At 55.9% G+C, this 17,595-nt stretch carries 21 protein-coding genes; 9 read left to right on the top strand and 12 right to left on the bottom strand.

Annotation, left to right across the window (positions count from 1 at the left end):
- Nucleotides 1-223 precede the first annotated feature (223 nt).
- A complete protein-coding gene (locus MVO87_RS08580; RefSeq protein WP_297513542.1) occupies nt 224-1,372 on the top strand; it encodes an MFS transporter in 1,149 nt (382 codons plus the stop codon).
- Here MVO87_RS08580 and MVO87_RS08585 read toward each other — a convergent pair.
- The gene (locus tag MVO87_RS08585; RefSeq protein ID WP_297552893.1) at nt 1,369-3,597 is read right to left on the bottom strand and encodes a methyl-accepting chemotaxis protein; all 2,229 of its coding nucleotides are present in this window, start codon (nt 3,595-3,597) and stop codon (nt 1,369-1,371) included. The genes MVO87_RS08580 and MVO87_RS08585 overlap by 4 nt on opposite strands.
- A gap of 177 nt (nt 3,598-3,774) precedes the next feature.
- On the opposite strand from MVO87_RS08585, the gene MVO87_RS08590 reads away from it, so the two are divergent.
- Together MVO87_RS08590 and MVO87_RS08595 are read left to right on the top strand one after the other, a co-directional pair.
- Complete coding sequence (locus MVO87_RS08590) at nt 3,775-5,997, top strand: DHH family phosphoesterase (RefSeq protein ID WP_297513537.1); 2,223 nt, start codon at nt 3,775-3,777, stop codon at nt 5,995-5,997.
- Nucleotides 5,998-6,043: 46 nt separating this feature from the next.
- The gene (locus MVO87_RS08595; RefSeq protein ID WP_297513557.1) at nt 6,044-6,298 is read left to right on the top strand and encodes a hypothetical protein; all 255 of its coding nucleotides are present in this window, start codon (nt 6,044-6,046) and stop codon (nt 6,296-6,298) included.
- On the opposite strand, the gene MVO87_RS08600 is transcribed toward MVO87_RS08595, so the two are convergent.
- On the bottom strand, nt 6,295-7,608 hold the full coding sequence (locus tag MVO87_RS08600; RefSeq protein WP_297552894.1) for a hypothetical protein: 1,314 nt from the start codon (nt 7,606-7,608) through the stop codon (nt 6,295-6,297). The two genes, MVO87_RS08595 and MVO87_RS08600, sit on opposite strands and share 4 nt — an antisense overlap.
- Before the next feature lie 65 nt (nt 7,609-7,673).
- Between MVO87_RS08600 and MVO87_RS08605 the strand changes: the two genes are divergently transcribed.
- Nucleotides 7,674-7,886, top strand: a complete 213-nt coding sequence (locus MVO87_RS08605; RefSeq protein ID WP_297513503.1) for a hypothetical protein — start codon at nt 7,674-7,676, stop codon at nt 7,884-7,886.
- Here the strand turns inward: MVO87_RS08605 and MVO87_RS08610 are convergent.
- The 4 genes from MVO87_RS08610 to MVO87_RS08625 form a co-directional block, all read right to left on the bottom strand.
- Nucleotides 7,870-8,856 carry an asparaginase gene (locus tag MVO87_RS08610; protein ID WP_297513505.1) on the bottom strand — a complete coding sequence of 329 codons (987 nt, stop codon included), beginning with the start codon at nt 8,854-8,856 and terminating at the stop codon, nt 7,870-7,872. The genes MVO87_RS08605 and MVO87_RS08610 overlap by 17 nt on opposite strands.
- Before the next feature lie 87 nt (nt 8,857-8,943).
- Complete coding sequence (locus MVO87_RS08615; RefSeq protein ID WP_297513508.1) at nt 8,944-10,110, bottom strand: MFS transporter; 1,167 nt, start codon at nt 10,108-10,110, stop codon at nt 8,944-8,946.
- Nucleotides 10,111-10,112: 2 nt separating this feature from the next.
- Nucleotides 10,113-10,400, bottom strand: a complete 288-nt coding sequence (locus MVO87_RS08620; protein ID WP_297513511.1) for a PadR family transcriptional regulator — start codon at nt 10,398-10,400, stop codon at nt 10,113-10,115.
- Nucleotides 10,401-10,449: 49 nt separating this feature from the next.
- The gene (locus MVO87_RS08625) at nt 10,450-10,836 is read right to left on the bottom strand and encodes a PaaI family thioesterase (RefSeq protein WP_297513514.1); all 387 of its coding nucleotides are present in this window, start codon (nt 10,834-10,836) and stop codon (nt 10,450-10,452) included.
- Nucleotides 10,837-10,881: 45 nt separating this feature from the next.
- On the opposite strand from MVO87_RS08625, the gene MVO87_RS08630 reads away from it, so the two are divergent.
- A complete protein-coding gene (locus tag MVO87_RS08630) occupies nt 10,882-11,286 on the top strand; it encodes a DUF2240 family protein (RefSeq protein WP_342765119.1) in 405 nt (134 codons plus the stop codon).
- Here the strand turns inward: MVO87_RS08630 and MVO87_RS08635 are convergent.
- Entirely contained in the window at nt 11,264-11,488 is a 225-nt protein-coding gene (locus MVO87_RS08635; protein ID WP_342765120.1) for a PIN domain-containing protein, read from the bottom strand. The genes MVO87_RS08630 and MVO87_RS08635 overlap by 23 nt on opposite strands.
- 12 nt (nt 11,489-11,500) lie before the next feature.
- Nucleotides 11,501-11,677 carry a hypothetical protein gene (locus MVO87_RS08640; RefSeq protein WP_297513486.1) on the bottom strand — a complete coding sequence of 59 codons (177 nt, stop codon included), beginning with the start codon at nt 11,675-11,677 and terminating at the stop codon, nt 11,501-11,503.
- A gap of 83 nt (nt 11,678-11,760) precedes the next feature.
- On the opposite strand from MVO87_RS08640, the gene MVO87_RS08645 reads away from it, so the two are divergent.
- The gene (locus MVO87_RS08645) at nt 11,761-12,297 is read left to right on the top strand and encodes a nicotinamidase (protein WP_297513523.1); all 537 of its coding nucleotides are present in this window, start codon (nt 11,761-11,763) and stop codon (nt 12,295-12,297) included.
- Here MVO87_RS08645 and MVO87_RS08650 read toward each other — a convergent pair.
- Nucleotides 12,233-13,270, bottom strand: a complete 1,038-nt coding sequence (locus tag MVO87_RS08650) for an AI-2E family transporter (RefSeq protein WP_297513488.1) — start codon at nt 13,268-13,270, stop codon at nt 12,233-12,235. The genes MVO87_RS08645 and MVO87_RS08650 overlap by 65 nt on opposite strands.
- A gap of 46 nt (nt 13,271-13,316) precedes the next feature.
- On the opposite strand from MVO87_RS08650, the gene MVO87_RS08655 reads away from it, so the two are divergent.
- On the top strand, nt 13,317-13,634 hold the full coding sequence (locus MVO87_RS08655; RefSeq protein ID WP_297513490.1) for a hypothetical protein: 318 nt from the start codon (nt 13,317-13,319) through the stop codon (nt 13,632-13,634).
- 6 nt (nt 13,635-13,640) lie between these two features.
- Here the strand turns inward: MVO87_RS08655 and MVO87_RS08660 are convergent, their stop codons facing one another.
- On the bottom strand, nt 13,641-14,015 hold the full coding sequence (locus MVO87_RS08660; RefSeq protein ID WP_297513492.1) for a hypothetical protein: 375 nt from the start codon (nt 14,013-14,015) through the stop codon (nt 13,641-13,643).
- A 64-nt stretch (nt 14,016-14,079) separates the two neighbouring features.
- On the opposite strand from MVO87_RS08660, the gene MVO87_RS08665 reads away from it, so the two are divergent.
- Nucleotides 14,080-14,763: a DUF4152 family protein gene (locus MVO87_RS08665; protein ID WP_297513494.1), complete on the top strand. Its 684-nt coding sequence runs from the start codon at nt 14,080-14,082 to the stop codon at nt 14,761-14,763.
- Nucleotides 14,764-14,768: 5 nt separating this feature from the next.
- On the opposite strand, the gene iorA is transcribed toward MVO87_RS08665, so the two are convergent.
- Entirely contained in the window at nt 14,769-16,676 is a 1,908-nt protein-coding gene (gene iorA / locus MVO87_RS08670) for an indolepyruvate ferredoxin oxidoreductase subunit alpha (RefSeq protein WP_297552896.1), read from the bottom strand.
- Between the two features lie 115 nt (nt 16,677-16,791).
- On the opposite strand from iorA, the gene MVO87_RS08675 reads away from it, so the two are divergent.
- Nucleotides 16,792-17,079, top strand: coding sequence for a hypothetical protein (locus tag MVO87_RS08675; RefSeq protein WP_297552898.1), 288 nt, complete (start codon nt 16,792-16,794; stop codon nt 17,077-17,079).
- On the opposite strand, the gene MVO87_RS08680 is transcribed toward MVO87_RS08675, so the two are convergent.
- Nucleotides 17,051-17,518: an HIT family protein gene (locus MVO87_RS08680; RefSeq protein WP_297513526.1), complete on the bottom strand. Its 468-nt coding sequence runs from the start codon at nt 17,516-17,518 to the stop codon at nt 17,051-17,053. The two genes, MVO87_RS08675 and MVO87_RS08680, sit on opposite strands and share 29 nt — an antisense overlap.
- Nucleotides 17,519-17,595 lie beyond the last annotated feature (77 nt).

Here is a 17,595-nt window from a genome sequence, read left to right on the forward strand (position 1 = left end):
CATTGTAGCTAAGCTCAAGAACCCGTACAATCCAAACTACTACGTCGTCATACTGGCGGGAAAGACATACCGTGAAACCGCGAAGGCCGTTGAGGAGTTCATGAAATCTTCGAGCTGATTTCCACATTCCCCTTGTTCCACTTTTTCTTGTTTTCAAGCATCTCCTACCTCATCCCGCCCGCTTCTCACAAGTTTTATATACTCGACAGCCATCTAAACGTTCATGTCTCTGCAGAAGTACAGAGGATTTTCCAGGGACGCGTGGTTGCTTGTGATTTACTCCTTCATCGCCTGGCTGGGCGGGAACATAGCGTGGTTCATCCTGCCCTTCTACATGAGGTTCCTCGGCTACACCTACGGCGACGTCGGTGTGGTGTTCTCTGCATCAACACTCGCACAAGCTGTGGCGCTCCTCTTCTCAGGCCCTTTGAGCGCGAAGCTCGGCTACAAACGCTCCATCCTCCTCGGACTGGGGCTGATGTTCTCAGGGAGGGCCATCCAGGTGGCATTTCCTTCACTACTACCCCTGGCCATCGGCGGTGCCCTCGTTGGAATCGGTCTCGCCTTCGAGAGCCCGTCCTTCACCTCCCTCCTAAGCGGAGAGGTGAGCGACGAGAAGAGGCACTACCTGTTCAGCCTGTCCTCGGCCCTCGGAACCATCGGCTCGGCGATTGGACTAATCATCGCCGGAGTTCTCCCCCGGTGGCTGACGTACAGGGAAACGTTCGCCCTTGTCCTGCTTGTCATTCCCCTCCGCTTTCTGGTAATCCTTCCCACGAAGCCCGTCCTCAACGGCGGAAGGAGGATAAAGCTTCGGGGAGAAATCCTCCGGAGAATCGCGAAGTTCGCGGTTCCGCAGGCGTTAATCGGTCTCGGAGCCGGAATAGCGATACCCTACGTTGGGCTGTGGTTCAACCAGCGCTTTGGGACGAGCCTTGAGAGCATCGGCTGGCTCTTCGCAGTTCAGCAGTTCATAATGGGTCTCGGCACGTTCATCCTCCCAATAATCGCGGACAGGATGGGCAGTGTGAAGACCATTGTGGCCTTCAACGGGAGCGCGAGCGCTTTGATAGCCCTCATGCCCCTCTCTCCGAGCTTCCCGGTCGCGGCACTCCTTTACACCATCAGGACAATCCTGATGAACATCGTCAACCCGATATGGAGCTCCTTCATGATGGGCTTCTTCAGCAAGGAGGAGCGCTCGACCGCGATGGCGCTCAACAACCTCTCCTGGACGGCCACCTTTGGGGTGGGCCAGTTCATCGGAGGCTTCCTCTTCGATGTCTCGCTCACGTGGCCCTTTTTCATAACGGCTCTACTCTACTCGCTCTCGATGGCCCTCTTCTGGGAAACCTTCAAAAAAGAGAATTAGAGGCGGAACTGTTCCACGTTCTCGCGGAGCTCCCGCGCTATCTCCTTGAGCTTCCTGGCCTCTTCGCTCAGGGCCTCTATCTCAGCTCTCTGCTCCTGCATCGCCGAGCTGACCTCCTCGGCAGAGGCCGTTGTCTCTTCGGCGCTCGCGGCGAGGTTCTCAAGGGCCCTAAGGGCCTTCTCGACTTCCTCCTTCGTCCTCTCGGCCTGCTCCTTTACCTCAGAGACCCTTTCGCCTATCGAGCCAATCATCTCCGCTACGTATCCGAGGTAGCCGAGGCTCTCCTTGAGGGTCTCGGTCGAGTTTGAAACCGTGTCAACGCCTTTCTTCGTTTCCTCAACGGCCCTCCTGACCTTCTCGTCCATCTCGGCTATGATTTCGCGTATTTTCTCGGCGGCCTCCTTGCTCTCCTCGGCCAGACCGCGGATTTCCTGGGCAACTACCGCAAAGCCCTTTCCTGCGTCCCCAGCACGTGCCGCCTCTATCGCGGCATTCAAAGCCAGAAGGTTCGTCTGCTCGGCGATGTTCCCTATCGTCTGGGTTATCTCACCTATCCTCTTGCTCATCTCACTTACAGCCCTCACCGCCTCGTCAATGAAGTCCATCGAGCGCTTGATGCTCTCAACGTCCCGTATGGCCTCGTCACCCTTCCGTCCACCCTCAGATGCCGTCCTCGTTACATCCTCCACGGCCTTCTCGAACTCCTCCATTATGCTCGAAGTTTCTTCGGTAACCTGGGCAACGAGGCGCATTCCCTCGGTAATCTCGTTGATGCTCTCCTGCTGTCTCTGGGCTTCGACGCTGACCTGCTCTATGGCCTCACCGACCTGCTCCATTGAACCGCGAACGTTTTCAGCAATCTGCGCCAGTTCGCTTGCCTGCTGGTCGAGTAACAAACCGATGTGGCGGATGTTGCCTATCAGCGTCCTCATCTTAGCCGATGTCTCTCGCAGAGCCGTTATTATTTCCATCAAGTCCCCCTTGGCCTCGACGCTCAGACCGTTGCTCAGGTCGCCCTCGGCGAGGCGCTCGAGCTTCTGGATAACGCCGTTGAGGGTTCCGATAACGTCGCGAGAGATTGCCTCAAAGGCGGTAAGGAGCTTTCCAATCTCGTCGTCGCGGTAGGGGTAGTCTATCGAGCCAACGAGCTCCTTTGCCTCCTCAAGCCTGCCCTCTGCTATCAGCTCCGCTGCGTTCGTGAGCTCTTCTATCGGCTTCAACGCTTTTCTGAGGTATTGAACGCCCGCGAGCACGAGGCCGAAGGCTATCAGCGAGGCAAGGCCAAGGCTGAAGATGAGGTTTTTGGAGGCCTCTGACTTCGCGCTGTCAAGGGACTTCACGAGTGCGCCGATAAGCTCATCCTTTGGGGCAACCGCAACTATCGTCCAGTTCGTGACGCGGCTCCTAGCGAAGGCCATTACCATTACTTTACCATCGAGCTCGACCTCGACGACGCCCTTCTCCTCCCCCTTCATAGCGCTGGCCAGGGGAACGTAGCTTTCGTTCGTGAAGACGTTCACCCTGCCAATGAGCTCTTCTCTGGGGTGGATTACAATCGTGCCGTTGGGGCTGAGGACAAAGAGGTAACCGGTCTTCCCAATTCTGGTGGATGTTATCTCCTCCGAAAGGGAGGAGAAGTCAATGTCTATACCAAGGACACCCTCAACGACGCCGTTGTACACGACGGGGGTTATGTAGCTTATCACGGTCTTGTTGGTGATTATGTCGGTGTAGGGTTCCATCCAGAACGAACCGTTTTCCACGGCCCTGCGGTACCAGATGGAATTAGTGGCGTTGAAATCGGGCGGAAGCTGGACAGGTGGGACTATCTTCAATTTCCCAGTGCTGTCGGCGTAGTAGGCGTTGATTATGTCTCCTTCAGAGTTTTTCAGTTCAGTCAGCTTTTTCTCAACGGTGTTCCAGAAAGTCGGGCTCTGGGTATACCCCGGCAGGTATTCGTTGACAGCGTACTCACTGGCTATAGACTTGGCGTAGGAATCGGCAACAAGCTGGAGAGGACGAAGCCTCTCGTCAATCATGAGCGCATACTTCTCACTTTCAAGGAGGGCAATTCTCTTCGCCTGGTCCGTTATCGTGGGCCCCATGGTCTTTTCCATAGAGTCTCCCATTCGCTCGATACCCCTGACCTGAGCCAGGGCCATAATGAGCATTATTGTGATGACGGTCCCAACGAGGACGAAGTAAAGCTTCTGCCTGAATCTCAAAGCTCTTCCCTCCGTTTGTTCATTCCGTCATTACTACCATGAAAAATCCTCCAATTGGGCCCTTTTAAGCGATTTGTGTAGGACATAATGTAGGTTCGAACCACGGAATAAAGGCAGTAGAAGCGAGAACCTGCTAACGTTTTTAAGCCAAAGCCGTAACCTAAGCGGGGTGAGAGGATGGCAGTTAAGGACTGTCCTGAGTGTCACGGAACGGGAAAGGTCAAGGTAGGCGAGAAGGAGTGCCCCGTTTGTGAGGGCTGGGGGTACGTTCCAGCTGATTTCAAGATAGGCGACAAGCTGAAGGGCTACAGGAACCTCGACCACCTCGGCGTCGAGGACGAGGTTGATGAAATTCCCTGTCCAGAGTGTCACGGCAAGGGAACGGTTCCGGTTTACGACACCTGTCCCACCTGCGGCGGAACGGGCAAGGTGCTCGTCTGCGACATCTGCGGTAAGATAAAGGGGCCCTGGGAGCCGGGTATGGAGACGACGTGGGTCTGTCCGGACTGCCTTAGGAAGTACAAGGTCGTCTTCATACTCGACAAGACCTGCGACTATGAAGATGTAGAAATCGGCAGTCTCTACAAGGGAACAATTGACAGGGTCGAGCGCTTCGGAGTTTTCGTCAAGCTCAACCCGCACGTCGTTGGTCTAATCAAGAGGAAGGACCTCCTCGGCGGAAGGGAGTACATCCCAGGAGACGAGATAATCGTTCAGGTTCTCGACGTCAGGCCCGACAAGAGGGAGATAGACCTCATCGAGTCTCCACAGAGGCACTACAAGACCGTCGTCGTCAAGAAGGAACTGCCCGTGACGCCGATAGCCGAGCTCAGCAAGGACATGGCAGGTAAGACCGTGAGGATACAGGGAAGGGTCACCCAGATACAGGTAACCGGCGGGCCTACGGTCTTCACGATAACCGATGGTACGGGAATAACCTGGGCGGCCGCCTTTGAGGCGCCGGGAGTTAGGGCCTATCCGAACATAAACGTCGGCGACATCGTGGAGGTCATAGGCAAGATAGCCTTCCACTCGGGCGAGATTCAGATTGAAGTCAGCGACATGGCAAGGCTCTGGGGGCCGGATGCAGCGAGGGTTAAGCAGCAGATAGAGGCCGAGCTCGACAAACGCGCCCAGCCGAAGGACGTTGGCTTCCTCGTCCAGAGCGAGGTCTTAGAGAAGCTCAAGCCGAAGATTATGAAGGCCGCCTTCATGATACGCAGGGCCATCTTCGAGGGCAGGCCGATTCTCCTGAGGCACCATTCGGATACCGACGGATACACCTCAGGCCTTGCCCTTGAATACGCGATAGTCCCGCTGATTGAAAAGATATCCCCAGACCCGCAGGCGAGGTGGAAGCTCTTCAAGCGCAGACCGAGCAGGGCACCGTTCTACGAGCTGGAGGACGTTCTCAAGGACATAATCTTCATGGTCGAGGACCACGAGAAGTTCGGCGACCCGCTTCCGCTCGTCGTCATAGTGGACAACGGCGGAACGAGCGAGGACATTCCGGCCTACAAGAGGATAAAGGCCTATGGGGTTCCAATAGTGGTCATAGACCACCACGACCCGCGCGAATGGGTGAGCGAGGACAAAGCTAAGGTCGATGAGTACGTCGATGTTCACGTCAATCCCCACCACGTCAAGCGCGGTTACTACGAGCTAACCGCTGGAATGCTGGCAACTGAAGTGGCCCGCTTCGTCAACCCCGACGTGGAGGACAAGATAAAGCACCTGCCGGCGATAGCTGGAACCGGCGACAGGAGCAAGGCACCGGAGTTCTACCAGTACCTTGAGATTGCCAAGAAGGCTAAGGGCCTCACCGAGGAGGACCTGAAGAAGATTGCCGAGGTCATAGACCACGAGGCCTTCTACTGGAAGTTCATGGACGGGCACGGAATAATAGACGAGATTCTCCTCCTCACCGGCAACCTGCAGAGGCACCGCGAGCTGATAAACGCGATTTATCCAGAGGTCAAGGAGAAGCAGGAGAAAGCTTTAAGGGCCTCCCTGCCCCACGTCAAGAGCGTCGTCCTGCCCAACGGCATAAGGTTCAACACCATCGACGTCGAGCTCTTCGCGCCGAAGTTCAGCTATCCTTCACCGGGCAAGCTGAGCGGTTTAATCCACGACCACTTCAAGGAGAAGTACGGCGAGGATTCTCCAATCCTAACGCTCGCCTACGGGCCGGACTTCGCCGTGGTTAGAGCGAGCGATGGGATGGCGGCTTATAACTTCGACCTCAACGCGATAATACCGAAACTGCAGGAGAAACTGCCTTCAGCTGGAATCGAAGGCGGTGGCCACAGCTACGCGGGGTCAATTAAGTTCTTCGAGGGCATGAGGAAAGAGGTTCTCGAGGAGTTCGCCAAGGAAGTCGTGAAGCTGAAGAGGGTCTGAGGCCAACCTTTTTAACCTCCCCCTCCTAATTACCCCGGTGAAAGCTTTGAAGGTAGTTCTTGAGGTAACTTTCAGGATGGGCGGAGTGAACTTCCGCGGTACGAGATGGGAGGACGGAAACCTCGTTTTTGAGTTTGAGAGGCTTGGCGATGCGTTCATTCAGGTTCTCAGCAATCAGAGGGTTGAGGCCGAGGTTGAGGAACCCCCAAAGAAGGTTCTCGTCGAGCTGAAGACGAAAGAAGGGGGAAAGGTCTTCGAGGCCTTCGAGAGAGACGGGAGATACCTCGCGGCCGAGCCTTAAACCCGGGAAATGAACACTGAGAGCTGGTTTCCCCTTTTATCTTCAAGCACGATTCTCAAAAAGTCCTTGGGTGAAACGAGAAGAGTCAACTTAGGAGACTTTAAAAGAACACCCGCCCTTCCAAAGGCCAGGAAGTCTCCTATCATTCCCGGTTTCTCCCACTCCCTGAGCACGACCTCCGTTGAGTTAACCAAGCTAAAGTAGCCACCGTAAGCCGTTATCGTGACATCACCGGAGAGCCCCTCGACGTTCAGGGAAACCCAGAGACCGCCATTGTGCGGGGAGAGCCGAAGTGATGAAACTTCCCTACCATTGAAGAGAACGCTAACCACATAGGTCCCGTTTTCACCGGAGTCACTGGCAGTAATGTTGGCCCAAGCGAGCTCAACAATCCTCCTCGCCCTTTCCACATCGCTTTTCGTTGGGGAGAAGTACCGGATTCCCGAAAGGGTCTCAAACTCAAGAGGATAAACGTGGGGGTCGTGCTCAGTGGGGAGGAGATAAGCGTTCACGCGGCCGTACTTTGCCAGAACGTCACCCCAGTAAATCGTGCCCCTCGCACCGAGATAGTAGGCGGTCAGGGCCGTCTTCAAATCCGGGAACTTGATTGGTCTGGCAACACATTGAGGACAGGAGCCATAAAGGACTACAAAGAGCTTTCTGACGGCAAACCAGTCGTAGAGCTCCCAATCCCCGGTAGAGGGATAATAAACGGCCAAAAAGGCGTGGGATGCAACTTCACCGGTAACTTCCACAAAGAAGTAGAGCGCCCTTATACCGGCTTCCTCGTTTATCTTTCGTATTATCGCCCAACGAACCATCGTCCAGTCATCACAGTCACCACCAGAGGAAATCGTGCGGGAGGGGAGATGGGTTCCTCCAATGTTTTCATACAGCCTTCCATTGGACCACATCACCATGAAGGCCGTTCCCCTGAGTAGTTCCGGTGTTGGCGCATATCCCGCGTGTGTAACCCATCCCCGGGCAGTTTTGACCGTTTCGTCAACGTATTTTTCAACGTACTCGCTCCGCACATCGTAGAGGAGTGCCTCGGCATTGAAAGTCCAAACCGAAACGTTATCGCGGGGCTCGCCGAGCTTAAAGTCGAACGGGGAGTAGGGACTTTCCACGCTGTAGTTCTCACCGTGACCAAGTCTGTACTGGATAAACTTGATTGGAACGACGAGAAAGCGTTCGGGGCCGGAGGGAGAGTTCAGCTTAACCTCGGGAGGGGCAACCAAGTTTGCCAGCAGGAGGAAGGTAACAAGGAAAATCGCGAACATCCTAGCGATGCCAGTCCCAAGCCCCATCCCACCACCAAATTGCTTTGGTCAACGTTTTAAAAGGCATTTCCCAATCCCCTACGGTGATGCCCATGTTCATGGCCGAGTTCAAGCTCCGCTTTGGGGACAGGAAGTGGTACGTCAGGAGAATCGTCGAGGCTTCCTCACTCGAGGAGGCTGAGGAGAAGGCAAAGCGCTACGCCGAGCTCATGAACAGGGGAGAGGTGAAGTGGGAGTTCAGCTACGTCATAGAGGCCGAGAGACCGCTCATAATAGGCGACGAGGAGCTCAAAAAGCTGAGTTGAGCTCCCCGGCGAGGTTTTTCCCCATTATCCTCCTCACTTCTTCAACCTCCCTCGTCCTGCCGAGGGCGTACATGAGTTTGACGAGCGTTGCTTCTTTCGTCATGTCTCCGGCGGGAATAACGCCGGCCTCAAGGGCCCTTCTGCCAACTTCGTAGCGCGTCAAGTCAACGCCACCGTAGAGGGCCTGCGTCGTCATGACCACGGGCTTTTCACGGGCGACCTTTGAGACGGCCTCGAGGAGGTTCCGCCCGCGGTAGGGGATTCCCCCGGCGCCGTAGCCTTCGAGCACTATGCCATGAACCCGCCCCGCAACCGAGAGAAAGACCTCCGGCGAAAGGCCTGGCGTTAAGCGAAGATAGGCAACGTTCGGGTCTATCCTTGGGTCAAAAGACGGCTCTCCAGCAGGGAGCTCGGGCCTATACCTCACGATTATTTCATCGCCCTTGACGTAGGCGATGTCGGGATAGTTTATGCTCTGGAAGGCGTTGAGGCCGAGGGAGTGCACCTTTGAAACCCTCGTTCCAAGCATTATTTTGTCCATGAAGGCCACGTAAATTCCCGGAAAGCCCTTCATCGCGAAGGTTAGGGCCGTTCTCAGGTTCCTCGGCGCGTCGCTGTTGGGTTCAGTTATGGGGAGCATCGAGCCCGTCAGAACTACTGGAATCGGAACGTTTCTCAGCATGAAGCTCAGGGCCGCGGAGGTGTACGCAAGGGTATCCGTGCCGTGGGTTATGACGATTCCATCGTAGTCGTTCAGGCTCTCAAACACGGCCTTTCCAATCGTTATCCAGTCCTCTGGCTGGATGAGCGTGCTGTCGAGGTTGAGTATGTCCTTCGCCTCTATCTCAACGCCGTCGCCCCTAATTCCGGCCATCTCCAGTATCTCGCCGACGCTCAGCGTGGCTTTGTAACCCTTCTCGGTCTTCGCGCTCGCTATCGTCCCGCCGGTGCCGATTATTAAAATCCTCACTCCCACCACCGTGCCGAGTAGGCCCCGCAGTTTTTAGTCTTTTTGACGGGAAATGAACAAAAAAGGACAGAAAAAATTGGCAGAACGTCAATCGAACTGGAGCAGGATGAAGGCCAAGAAGGCCATAGCGGAAGCGAAGAGAAAGCTGTAAGTTAACGAGTAGGCGCTCCAGAGGTAGCCGGCAATTAGCGAGGCAGGGAAGGCGAATACTCCAACCACAGTGTGGTAGGCACCTATAACCGTTCCTTTCTCGCCCTCCCCTGCCAGCTCGGCCATATATGCCCTCGGAACCGTGTCCATCACCGCCATGTAGAGGCCGTAGAGGACGAAGGCGAGGAGAAGAACTGTTAAGTCCTTCGCGAAGGCAAAGCACAGGCTTGCGAGGGCCGAGAGAAGGAAGCCAACGCCGATTAGGGCCTTCTTGCTCACCCTGTCCGAGTAAACGCCTATTGGATAAGCTGAGAGGGCGTAGATGAGGTTGAAGAGCGCGTAGAAGGCAGAACCCTGCAGAACCGTGTAGCCGAGCTCCTCAGCCTTCCAGAGGGTGAAGGCGTAGCTGTACCTGCCGAGGGTTCCTATGGCGACAACCGCGAGGAATAGCTGAAGGGAACGGCTCCTCAGCGACGAGATGGCGGTTATCTTCTTTTTAACTTCCCCACCCCTGTCCTTGACGAAGAGCGCTATTATGACGAGGGAGAGAAGACCGGGGACGGCGGAGAGGAGGAAAATCCTCCGGTAAAGGGTTTCCCTCGGCAGGTAGGAGAGGAGCCCGATTAGCAGAACCGCCACGAGGGGACCCGCGACGGCCCCAAGGGTGTCCATCATCCTATGGAAGCCGAAGGACTTTCCGGTTTTTCCGTTGCTCGATTCGGCTATTAGAGCATCGCGCGGGGCCGTTCTTATTCCCTTCCCTGTTCTATCGAGCAGTCTGAGCGCGAGGAAGTCGAGCGGACCGCGCGAAAAGGCAAGTAAACCCTTGGAGAGCGTCGAGAGGGCATAACCTGTGAACACGAAAACCTTACGCTTCCTGAAACGGTCGCTGAAGTAGCCGAAGAGGACCTTGAAGAGCGAACTCGCGCTCTCGATGAGGCCCATTATCGAACCGCCCGCGAGCTTCCCAACTTTGAGAACCTCCGTCAGATAGGCAGGAACTATCGGCGCTATCATCTCACTGCTCATATCGTTGAGGAAGCTAACGATGCCGAGGAGAAAGACGTTCCAGCTGATTCCCAAGACCTTCCGCTCCTTCTCCATGTTCACTCCCCCAGGAGTTCCTCACAGAGCTCCCTCAGCTTTTCTTTTCCCTCTTCAAGGGCCCTACGGCCCCTTTCCGTTATCGTGTAAACCCTAACCCTCCTTCCGTTCCGGACTTCTTCCCGGCTCGTGAGGAGGCCCTCCCGCTCGAGCTCGTGGAGGAGGGGGTAAATCGTGCCGGGACTGAGTCTGTAGCCGTGCCTCCTAAGTTCCTCCATCATGAAACTGCCCGTGACGCCTTCCCTCGCGTGGTGGAGGACGTGTAAACTCAAGAAGTCTCGGTACTTCATATCGAACACCGATATCGAGATAAGATATTAAGGCCTAAAAAATTTTTGGTCACTCAAGCACGTGCTTTTCGAGGACGTAGCAGTGAAACGTTCCCTCAAAGACCCTCTCGTTTTTCTCATTGAAGACCTCAGCTTTGACCAGCTTTTTACGCCCGAGGTCTTCGAGTACCTCGGCCTTGGCTATCAACCTCTCTCCGACCCTAACGGGCTTGAGGAACTTCACCTCGGCCTTTCCAAGGACGACGGTGGGCTCGTTCACCGCGAGCATGGCTGCGTAATCGGCCAGACCGAAGGTAAACCCGCCGTGAACGAGGCCGTATTCGTCAACCGCCATCTCCTCCGTCGTCAGAAGCCCAACCTCAGCTTTTCCAGGCTCGATTTTCAACGGCCTTCCGACGAGCCTCTCAGAGGTGAGTCTGTGCGTCCTCTGCTCCATTTCCCACACCAAAAGTTTATCTATCCGAGAGCCCTAAAAAGCTTGATGCCTATGCACCCGCTCAAGGAAGCAGTCCAGGTCAAGGGCTCAACCGAGTTCACGAGGAGCGAGCTGGTCGGGATACTCACCTTCCGGCTGAGGCGCTTCTCGGTTAGTGAGGCGAAGGAGCTGATAGAGAGCTGGATTAAGGAAGGCCTTCTGGAGGAGCGTGAGGGAAAGCTCCACGCGAGGATTGAGGCCCTTGAGGAGGCCGAGAAGCCGGAAAACCTGCTGGGAGAGATGGTTGTCCATATAGCGAGGGCCCTCGGGTGGACGGAGCTCGAGGTAATGGAGGGAATAAAGGCACTGCGCGAGCGCTATGGAGACCTTGACGAGCGGATTTTAGCTTACCTCTTCGGCCTCGAGAAGGGCGTTGACATGTCGAAGTTCAGGGACAGGATTGATGTCTAGAGGAGTACAGCTCAACGTTCTCGCTTTTGGCAGGGATTTCGAAGTCGGAATCAAGCGTAGCAAGGGTCATTCCATAAACCTTGGCCGTGGCTAGTATAATCGCGTCGTTTGGAAGCAGACCATAGCGTTTTATTATCTCCGATGCAGTCTCCAAAACAACATCGTTTATCTCCGCAACTTTGAATTGGCCTATGTACTCGATAAAAACGTTGAGTCAATAAGTACCCGCTTGGTCATAGGCCGTTCCCTCAAGCTCGTCCCAGGATTCTTCGTCCTTTAGAACCCCATAAAGCTCGCTCATAAGGAGTCCCATCTCAATCAATTTCTTGAGCTTTTTCCGGAAGAGCCTCTCATCGACGCCGGGAGGGAGTTTCACGACTATTTCCGCCATAATTGCTCCTAATGCAGTCGGCTTATTAAACCTTGCGGGCAAAGTTTAAACCGAACTATGAGAACTACCCCAAGGTGACCCCCATGCCCGAGGAGGCCCTCATCGTTGTGGACATGCAGAGGGATTTCATGCCCGGCGGAGCGTTGCCTGTTCCCGAGGGCGACAAGATAATTCCGAAGGTCAACGAGTACATCAGAAAGTTTAAGGAGAAGAGAGCGCTGATAGTGGCGACGCGCGACTGGCACCCGGAAAACCACGTCAGCTTCAAGGAACAGGGCGGGCCGTGGCCGAAGCACTGCGTTCAGGGAACTGAGGGGGCAGAGTTCGTCGTCGAGTTGCCAGAGGACGCGGTGATAATCTCCAAGGCCACCGAGCCGGACAAGGAAGCCTACTCCGGCTTCGAGGGAACGAATCTCGCAGAAATACTCAGGGAGAAGGGCGTTAAGCGGGTTTACGTCTGCGGTGTTGCGACTGAGTACTGCGTGAAAGCGACGGCCTTAGACGCCGTGAAGCACGGCTTTGAGGTCTATCTCCTGAGCGACGCGGTCAAGGGCATCAACCCGAAGGACGAGAAGAAAGCTCTTGAGGAGCTTGAGAAGGCAGGCGTGAAGATTCTGTGAGCCTTTTCCATTCTTTTAGGAGGACAAGGAGGACGTTGAGGACTATTGGCCCTATTATGAGGCCCTTCAGCCCCATCGCCCAGGTTCCTCCAATCATTCCGATGAACACGAGGGTCTCGTCGAGCTGGGCGTCCCTGGCGACGAGCATGGGCCTTATCGTATAGTCGGGCATCGGGGAGACGAGGAAGAAGCCATAGAGCGCTATGCCGAGGGCGTGGAAGTAGGCCCCGTTGATTACGAAGTATATCGCCGCCGCGAGCCAAATCATCCAGCCCTCGAAGAGGGGGACGAAGGAAAAGGCGAACGTCAGGAAACCGGCGACTATGGCCGTGTAGAGGTCTGAGACGCGGAAGATTATGAAGCCGATTGTCATCAGGATTCCCTTGGCCACATTGAGGAGGAGCCATGCCCTGACGAGGGCGGAGAGGGTTTTGTTCACGCTCCTCAGGATTTCCTCGCCGAGCTCGCGGTTCTTCTCGGGCAGGAGGGCATATATCTGGGTCCGAATTTCCTCCCCGTATGCGAGGGCGTAGTAGTAAGTGAAGAAGAACACGAGGAGCTGGAGCAGGTAGGAGGGCAGGGAGAACGCCTGCTCGGAGAGGTAGTCCGCTATTTTCGGAACGACCTGGCCCTGGAAGTTCTGGAGGAACTGGAGAACGTCCTCCGGGAGCGGAAGGGTAAGGAGCCAGTTGAAAGCCCCTACAACGCTGTCATAGAAGGACATGGCGACCTGAACCGATACAAGGAGAATGTAAAGCGTTAGAAAGCCCCCAACGAGAAGAACCGAGAGACTTATCACGAGGGCGGAGCGCTTCCTTCCAAGCCTCACGGAGAGCCTGCGCTGAATCGGGTAAGAGGCGTAGGCCAAGACAAGGCCGAAGAAGATGGGGGTTATTAGAGGATGCACTACCCTCCAAGCTACGTAGAGAATGATTGCTATGACCGCGCCCCAGACGAGTTCCTCAGCCTTCATCCCAAGGGTTTATTAGCCCCTACTATAAAAACCCGCCGGTGGTTGTATGGAGGAGGCACTGGTTGAGAGGTTCACCTCATACCTTGAGAGAGGCGAGAGGCTGATTGAAGAGGGCAGGTACGGCGAGGCCTTCGAGGCCCTTCTCGACGCCCTGAAAACGCTCGGTGCGCTGGTAGTTTACAGGGAAACTGGCATGCTCGTTCCAGCCGAGAGGCTCGGAGGTTTCCTCGGAAAATGGCCGGAGCTCGAGGAGGCCCTGAGAAAGTATTCCTCCCTCACGGGAAGCGAGGAAACGGCAAGAGCTTTAAGGGAAGAGCTGGAAGAACTGAAGGGGATGATGAGTTTGCCGAGTTCCGAGCGGTGACGAGACTCAGCCCCTGACCCAGAGCGAACCAACGCCCCCGCTACACTGGGAGGCAGTGTTCGCGAGGACTTTGGCAAAGCCCCTGCCTGCCCTGAGCCGGACGAGGACATGACCCTTTCTCGTGAGGAAGAGCAACTCAATCCTCCCGGAACGGAAGCGGACCTTTGGGGAACCCCTCAAGTAGAGTGCCCCGTGCTTTTTCCTTCCCCACAGGGAGCTTACCTCTATTGATTTTCCCGAGAAGAAGAGCGAGAGCCTTACATCCTCCGGGGTTACAGGCTCGTCATCGAGGTAAACCGTTCCCCGGCTCGTGCCCAGGTACAGAGAGTTGGATAAGCTGTCAACGTACTTCCCCAAAGCTTCATAAACTGTCCTATCCATCGGTCTCACCATAGGGATTTGGACCCGAGAGTATATCGGTAATTGGTCGTTAACGGTGGTTGCCATGAGGATTGTTTCAGCCGACACTGGTGGGGCCCTACTAACCGAGGACTACGAGCCGATAGGACTCATTGCAACTGCTGCAGTGCTGGTTGAGAAGCCCTACAGAACCGCGACGCTCAGCAGGGTGAAGTACGCGAACCCCTTCGACTATGACATGAGCGGAAGGCAGGCCATCAGGGACGAGGCGTTCCTCGCGGTGGAGCTCGCAAGGGAGGTCAAGCCAGATGTTATCCACCTCGACTCGACCATCGGCGGGATAGAGGTGAGAAAGCTCGACGAGCCGACCATTGACGCCTTAACGATAACCGACCGCGGAAAGGAAGTGTGGAAAGACCTCGCGAAGGACCTCCAGCCCTTAGCCAAGAAGTTCTGGGAGGAGACGGGGATAGAGATAATCGCCATCGGCAAGTCGAGCGTCCCGGTCAGAATAGCGGAAATCTACGCCGGCTTATACACGGCTAAGTGGGCCATCGAGTACGCGAGGAAGGAAGGGAAAGCGATAGTCGGCCTCCCGCGCTACATGAAAGTCGAGATAAGGCCCGGAAAAATCTACGGGGAAAGCCTCGACCCGCGCGAGGGCGGTCTCTTCGGGGAAATTGAAGCAGAAACAGAGGGAATCAGCTGGGAGCTGTATCCAAACCCGCTCGTGAGGCGCTTCATGGTTCTCGAGGTTTGGAGGGAGTGAGGGGGCTAAGCCCCCTTCTCCAGCTCGCTCGGGAACTTTATGGCGTCGAAGGGGCACGTCTGGTTGCAGACGCCACAGCCCGTACAGAGGAGCGGGTCTATGCGGACCTTGTTCGTCTCCGGGTCATAAACCAGAGCCGGACAGCCGGTCAGGAGTATGCACGCCGTACAGCCCGTACACTTGTCCTCGACGACGAGCGGTATCTCGCCTATCTCCCCGCGCCTTATGACGGGAATGACGCACTCGCGCTTTGCTATTATCACCGCAGGCCCTTCCACCTTCATGGCCTCCTTTATAGCCTCCCTCGTGGCCTTGAGGTCGTAGGGGTCAACGGTCTTGACGTACTTGACGCCAAGCGCCTTGACCAGGGCCTCGATGTCAATCTCGTTGAACTTCCTGCCGGTTTCACTTCCGCCGGTTCCGGGGTGGGGCTGGTGGCCTGTCATCGCCGTCGTCCTGTTGTCGAGTATCATAACCAGGACGTTCAGGTTCTTGTAGACGGCATCAACGAGGGGCTGAATTCCGTTGTGGAAGAACGTCGAGTCGCCTATCGTTGCGATTATCTTCTTGTCCATTACCACGCTCTGGCCGTTGGCTAGGCTTATGCTCGCGCCCATGACGTACTCGGTCCATATGGCCTCGAGCGGTGGGAGGAGCGATAGGGCATAACAGCCTATGTCGCCGTGTATCGGGACGGAATAGCGGCCGAGCTTGAGGTCTCTCAACGCGTCCAGCACGGCGCGGTAAGAGCCCCTGTGCGGACAGCCGGGGCACATGACGGGTGGCCTCTTCGGGGCGAGGCTTTCAGCGAGCTTTACCTCCTCCGGCTTCTCGTAGGTTTCCTCGCTTTCACCGATTAGCCTGAGGAGCGCGTTCCTCACGAGGCTCGGGGTTAGCTCGCCCTCGAGCGGAAGGTGGCCGGTTCTCTTGCCGTAGATTGGAACGCTCAAGCCGGCCTCATAGGCGGCTATCTTGACCTCCTCCTCGAGGAACGGCGCGCCGTCCTCGATTACAATCGCGAAATCAACGGTCTTGAGGAAATCAACGACGAGCTTCTTCGGGAGCGGGTGGGGCGTTGAGAGCTTGAGAACTTTAAAGTCCGCGTTGATTCTCGGGAGAACCTCCTTCACGTAGTTGTAGGGCGCGCCCTCGACGATTATTCCGATTTTACCGCTCCCCTCGACCCAGTTGAAGGGCATCGAGTTGAACTCCTCCTCAATCTTGGCGAGTGTCTCGTTGAGCCACCTGTGCCTCTTCCTGTTGCCCTCCATGCTCGCGCGTACGTACCTCTCGATGTCCTTCTTGAAGACGGGCTTCCTGTCGAGCTCGACGAACTCACCGACCTCCACGTCGGCGGTCGTGTGGTTAACCCTCGTGGTTGTCCTGAAGATGACCGGGACTTTATAGCGCTCGCTCAGCTCGTAGGCGTACTTGATGAGGTCGTGGGCCTCCTGCGGGTCGGCTGGCTCGAGGACGGGCAGGAGGGAGAGCTTTCCATAATAGCGGTCGTCCTGCTCGGTCTGGCTGGTGTGGGGCCCAGGGTCGTCCGCCACAAGGATTACCAAGCCACCCTCAACGCCCGAATAGGCGAGGCTCATAAGCGGGTCCGCTGCCACGTTCAAACCGACGCACTTCATGGTTACGAGAGCCCTCAAGCCCGTGTAGGCCACTCCAGCGGCCTCCTCAAGGGCGACCTTCTCGTTGGGCGCCCATTCGGCAAAAACTTCTGGCTTGAGCCTCGCTATCGTCTCAATGACCTCGGTTGAAGGCGTTCCAGGGTAGCCAGTGGCAAAAACAACGCCGCTCTCAAGGGCGCCGTAGGCTATCGCCTCGTTTCCCATGAGAAGCTTCTTCTCTCGCCTCTCACTTTTCACCTCGGCCGAATCAGAAGGGTAAGCCTTAACCGCCTCCATGTCACCACCGTAGTGGATTGACGAGGGAGGTTAAAACTCTGCCTTCAACCGCTCCGCACGGATTTCGAAAGATTTTCGAACCAAGGCTTATATATTGTGACGTATAGGAAGTTTTATGAAGGTCAAAGAACTCCTTGAGCTTTTGGAGGAAACGATAGGTCACCTCAGAATAGCGCTCGTCGTTAATCAGCAGAGGATTTTTGAGAGCCCCTACACGAGCTATGAGTTCGCCCAGAGGGCCGTCGAGATTCAGGAGGACTTAGAAGACTTGGAAAAGCTCAGGGCAGAACTTGGGAGGCTCGACCCGGAGAGCGACGTCGAGGAGCATTACCCGAGGGAAGAAGTTGAGAGACTCCTGAAGACCCTCGAACTCCTCAGGGAGAGCGAGAGCCACGTTTACTGAAGGCCTCAAGGAGGGCTTTCCTCTCTTCCTCGTTCAGACGGTTCTTCACCCATCGCTCCTTCAAACTTAGGTTCTCATCTTCCAAATCCAACACTGCCTTTCTGACGCCTCCTCGCGGGTTTCTGCTGTCCCCCCTCCAGCGCGGGATTACGTGGAGGTGCAAGTGGGGGACCGTTTGACCCGCCTCCTTTCCAAGGTTCATGCCGACGTTGAAGGCATCGGGCTTCAGAGTCTCCCTTAAAACCTCCATCGCCAGCTCCATGCCCCGTATCAGGGCGAGCTTCTCTTCCTCCGTCAAATCTTCCCAGCGCTCGACGTGCCTCCTTGGAACGACGAGGAGGTGTCCCCTGTTCGCGGGGTAGGCGTCGAGCAGGACTCTTATCAATTCGTCCTCGTAGAGGAGTTGTTCCTTCGGAGGTCTGCAGAAGGGACACTCCATCGGCAACACCAAAGGCTTAAAATCCTCCCGCCTAAAAAAGCTCCCGGTGGTGGCATGAAGGAGCTCAAGGATATGGA

The sequence above is a fragment of the Thermococcus sp. genome (genome assembly GCF_027063845.1).
Taxonomy (GTDB): Archaea; Methanobacteriota_B; Thermococci; order Thermococcales; family Thermococcaceae; genus Thermococcus.

Bases quoted from the DNA above. Each gene is read 5' to 3' on its own strand.
- MVO87_RS08580 (WP_297513542.1), top strand. From the start codon at position 224: ATGTCTCTGCAGAAGTACAGAGGATTTTCCAGGGACGCGTGGTTGCTT.
- MVO87_RS08590 (WP_297513537.1), top strand. From the start codon at position 3,775: ATGGCAGTTAAGGACTGTCCTGAGTGTCACGGAACGGGAAAGGTCAAG.
- MVO87_RS08600 (WP_297552894.1), bottom strand. From the start codon at position 7,608: ATGGGGCTTGGGACTGGCATCGCTAGGATGTTCGCGATTTTCCTTGTT.
- MVO87_RS08605 (WP_297513503.1), top strand. From the start codon at position 7,674: ATGTTCATGGCCGAGTTCAAGCTCCGCTTTGGGGACAGGAAGTGGTAC.
- MVO87_RS08615 (WP_297513508.1), bottom strand. From the start codon at position 10,110: ATGGAGAAGGAGCGGAAGGTCTTGGGAATCAGCTGGAACGTCTTTCTC.
- MVO87_RS08620 (WP_297513511.1), bottom strand. From the start codon at position 10,400: ATGAAGTACCGAGACTTCTTGAGTTTACACGTCCTCCACCACGCGAGG.
- MVO87_RS08625 (WP_297513514.1), bottom strand. From the start codon at position 10,836: ATGGAGCAGAGGACGCACAGACTCACCTCTGAGAGGCTCGTCGGAAGG.
- MVO87_RS08630 (WP_342765119.1), top strand. From the start codon at position 10,882: ATGCCTATGCACCCGCTCAAGGAAGCAGTCCAGGTCAAGGGCTCAACC.
- MVO87_RS08640 (WP_297513486.1), bottom strand. From the start codon at position 11,677: ATGGCGGAAATAGTCGTGAAACTCCCTCCCGGCGTCGATGAGAGGCTC.
- MVO87_RS08645 (WP_297513523.1), top strand. From the start codon at position 11,761: ATGCCCGAGGAGGCCCTCATCGTTGTGGACATGCAGAGGGATTTCATG.
- MVO87_RS08650 (WP_297513488.1), bottom strand. From the start codon at position 13,270: ATGAAGGCTGAGGAACTCGTCTGGGGCGCGGTCATAGCAATCATTCTC.
- MVO87_RS08655 (WP_297513490.1), top strand. From the start codon at position 13,317: ATGGAGGAGGCACTGGTTGAGAGGTTCACCTCATACCTTGAGAGAGGC.
- MVO87_RS08660 (WP_297513492.1), bottom strand. From the start codon at position 14,015: ATGGATAGGACAGTTTATGAAGCTTTGGGGAAGTACGTTGACAGCTTA.
- MVO87_RS08665 (WP_297513494.1), top strand. From the start codon at position 14,080: ATGAGGATTGTTTCAGCCGACACTGGTGGGGCCCTACTAACCGAGGAC.
- iorA (WP_297552896.1), bottom strand. From the start codon at position 16,676: ATGGAGGCGGTTAAGGCTTACCCTTCTGATTCGGCCGAGGTGAAAAGT.
- MVO87_RS08675 (WP_297552898.1), top strand. From the start codon at position 16,792: ATGAAGGTCAAAGAACTCCTTGAGCTTTTGGAGGAAACGATAGGTCAC.
- MVO87_RS08680 (WP_297513526.1), bottom strand. From the start codon at position 17,518: ATGGAGTGTCCCTTCTGCAGACCTCCGAAGGAACAACTCCTCTACGAG.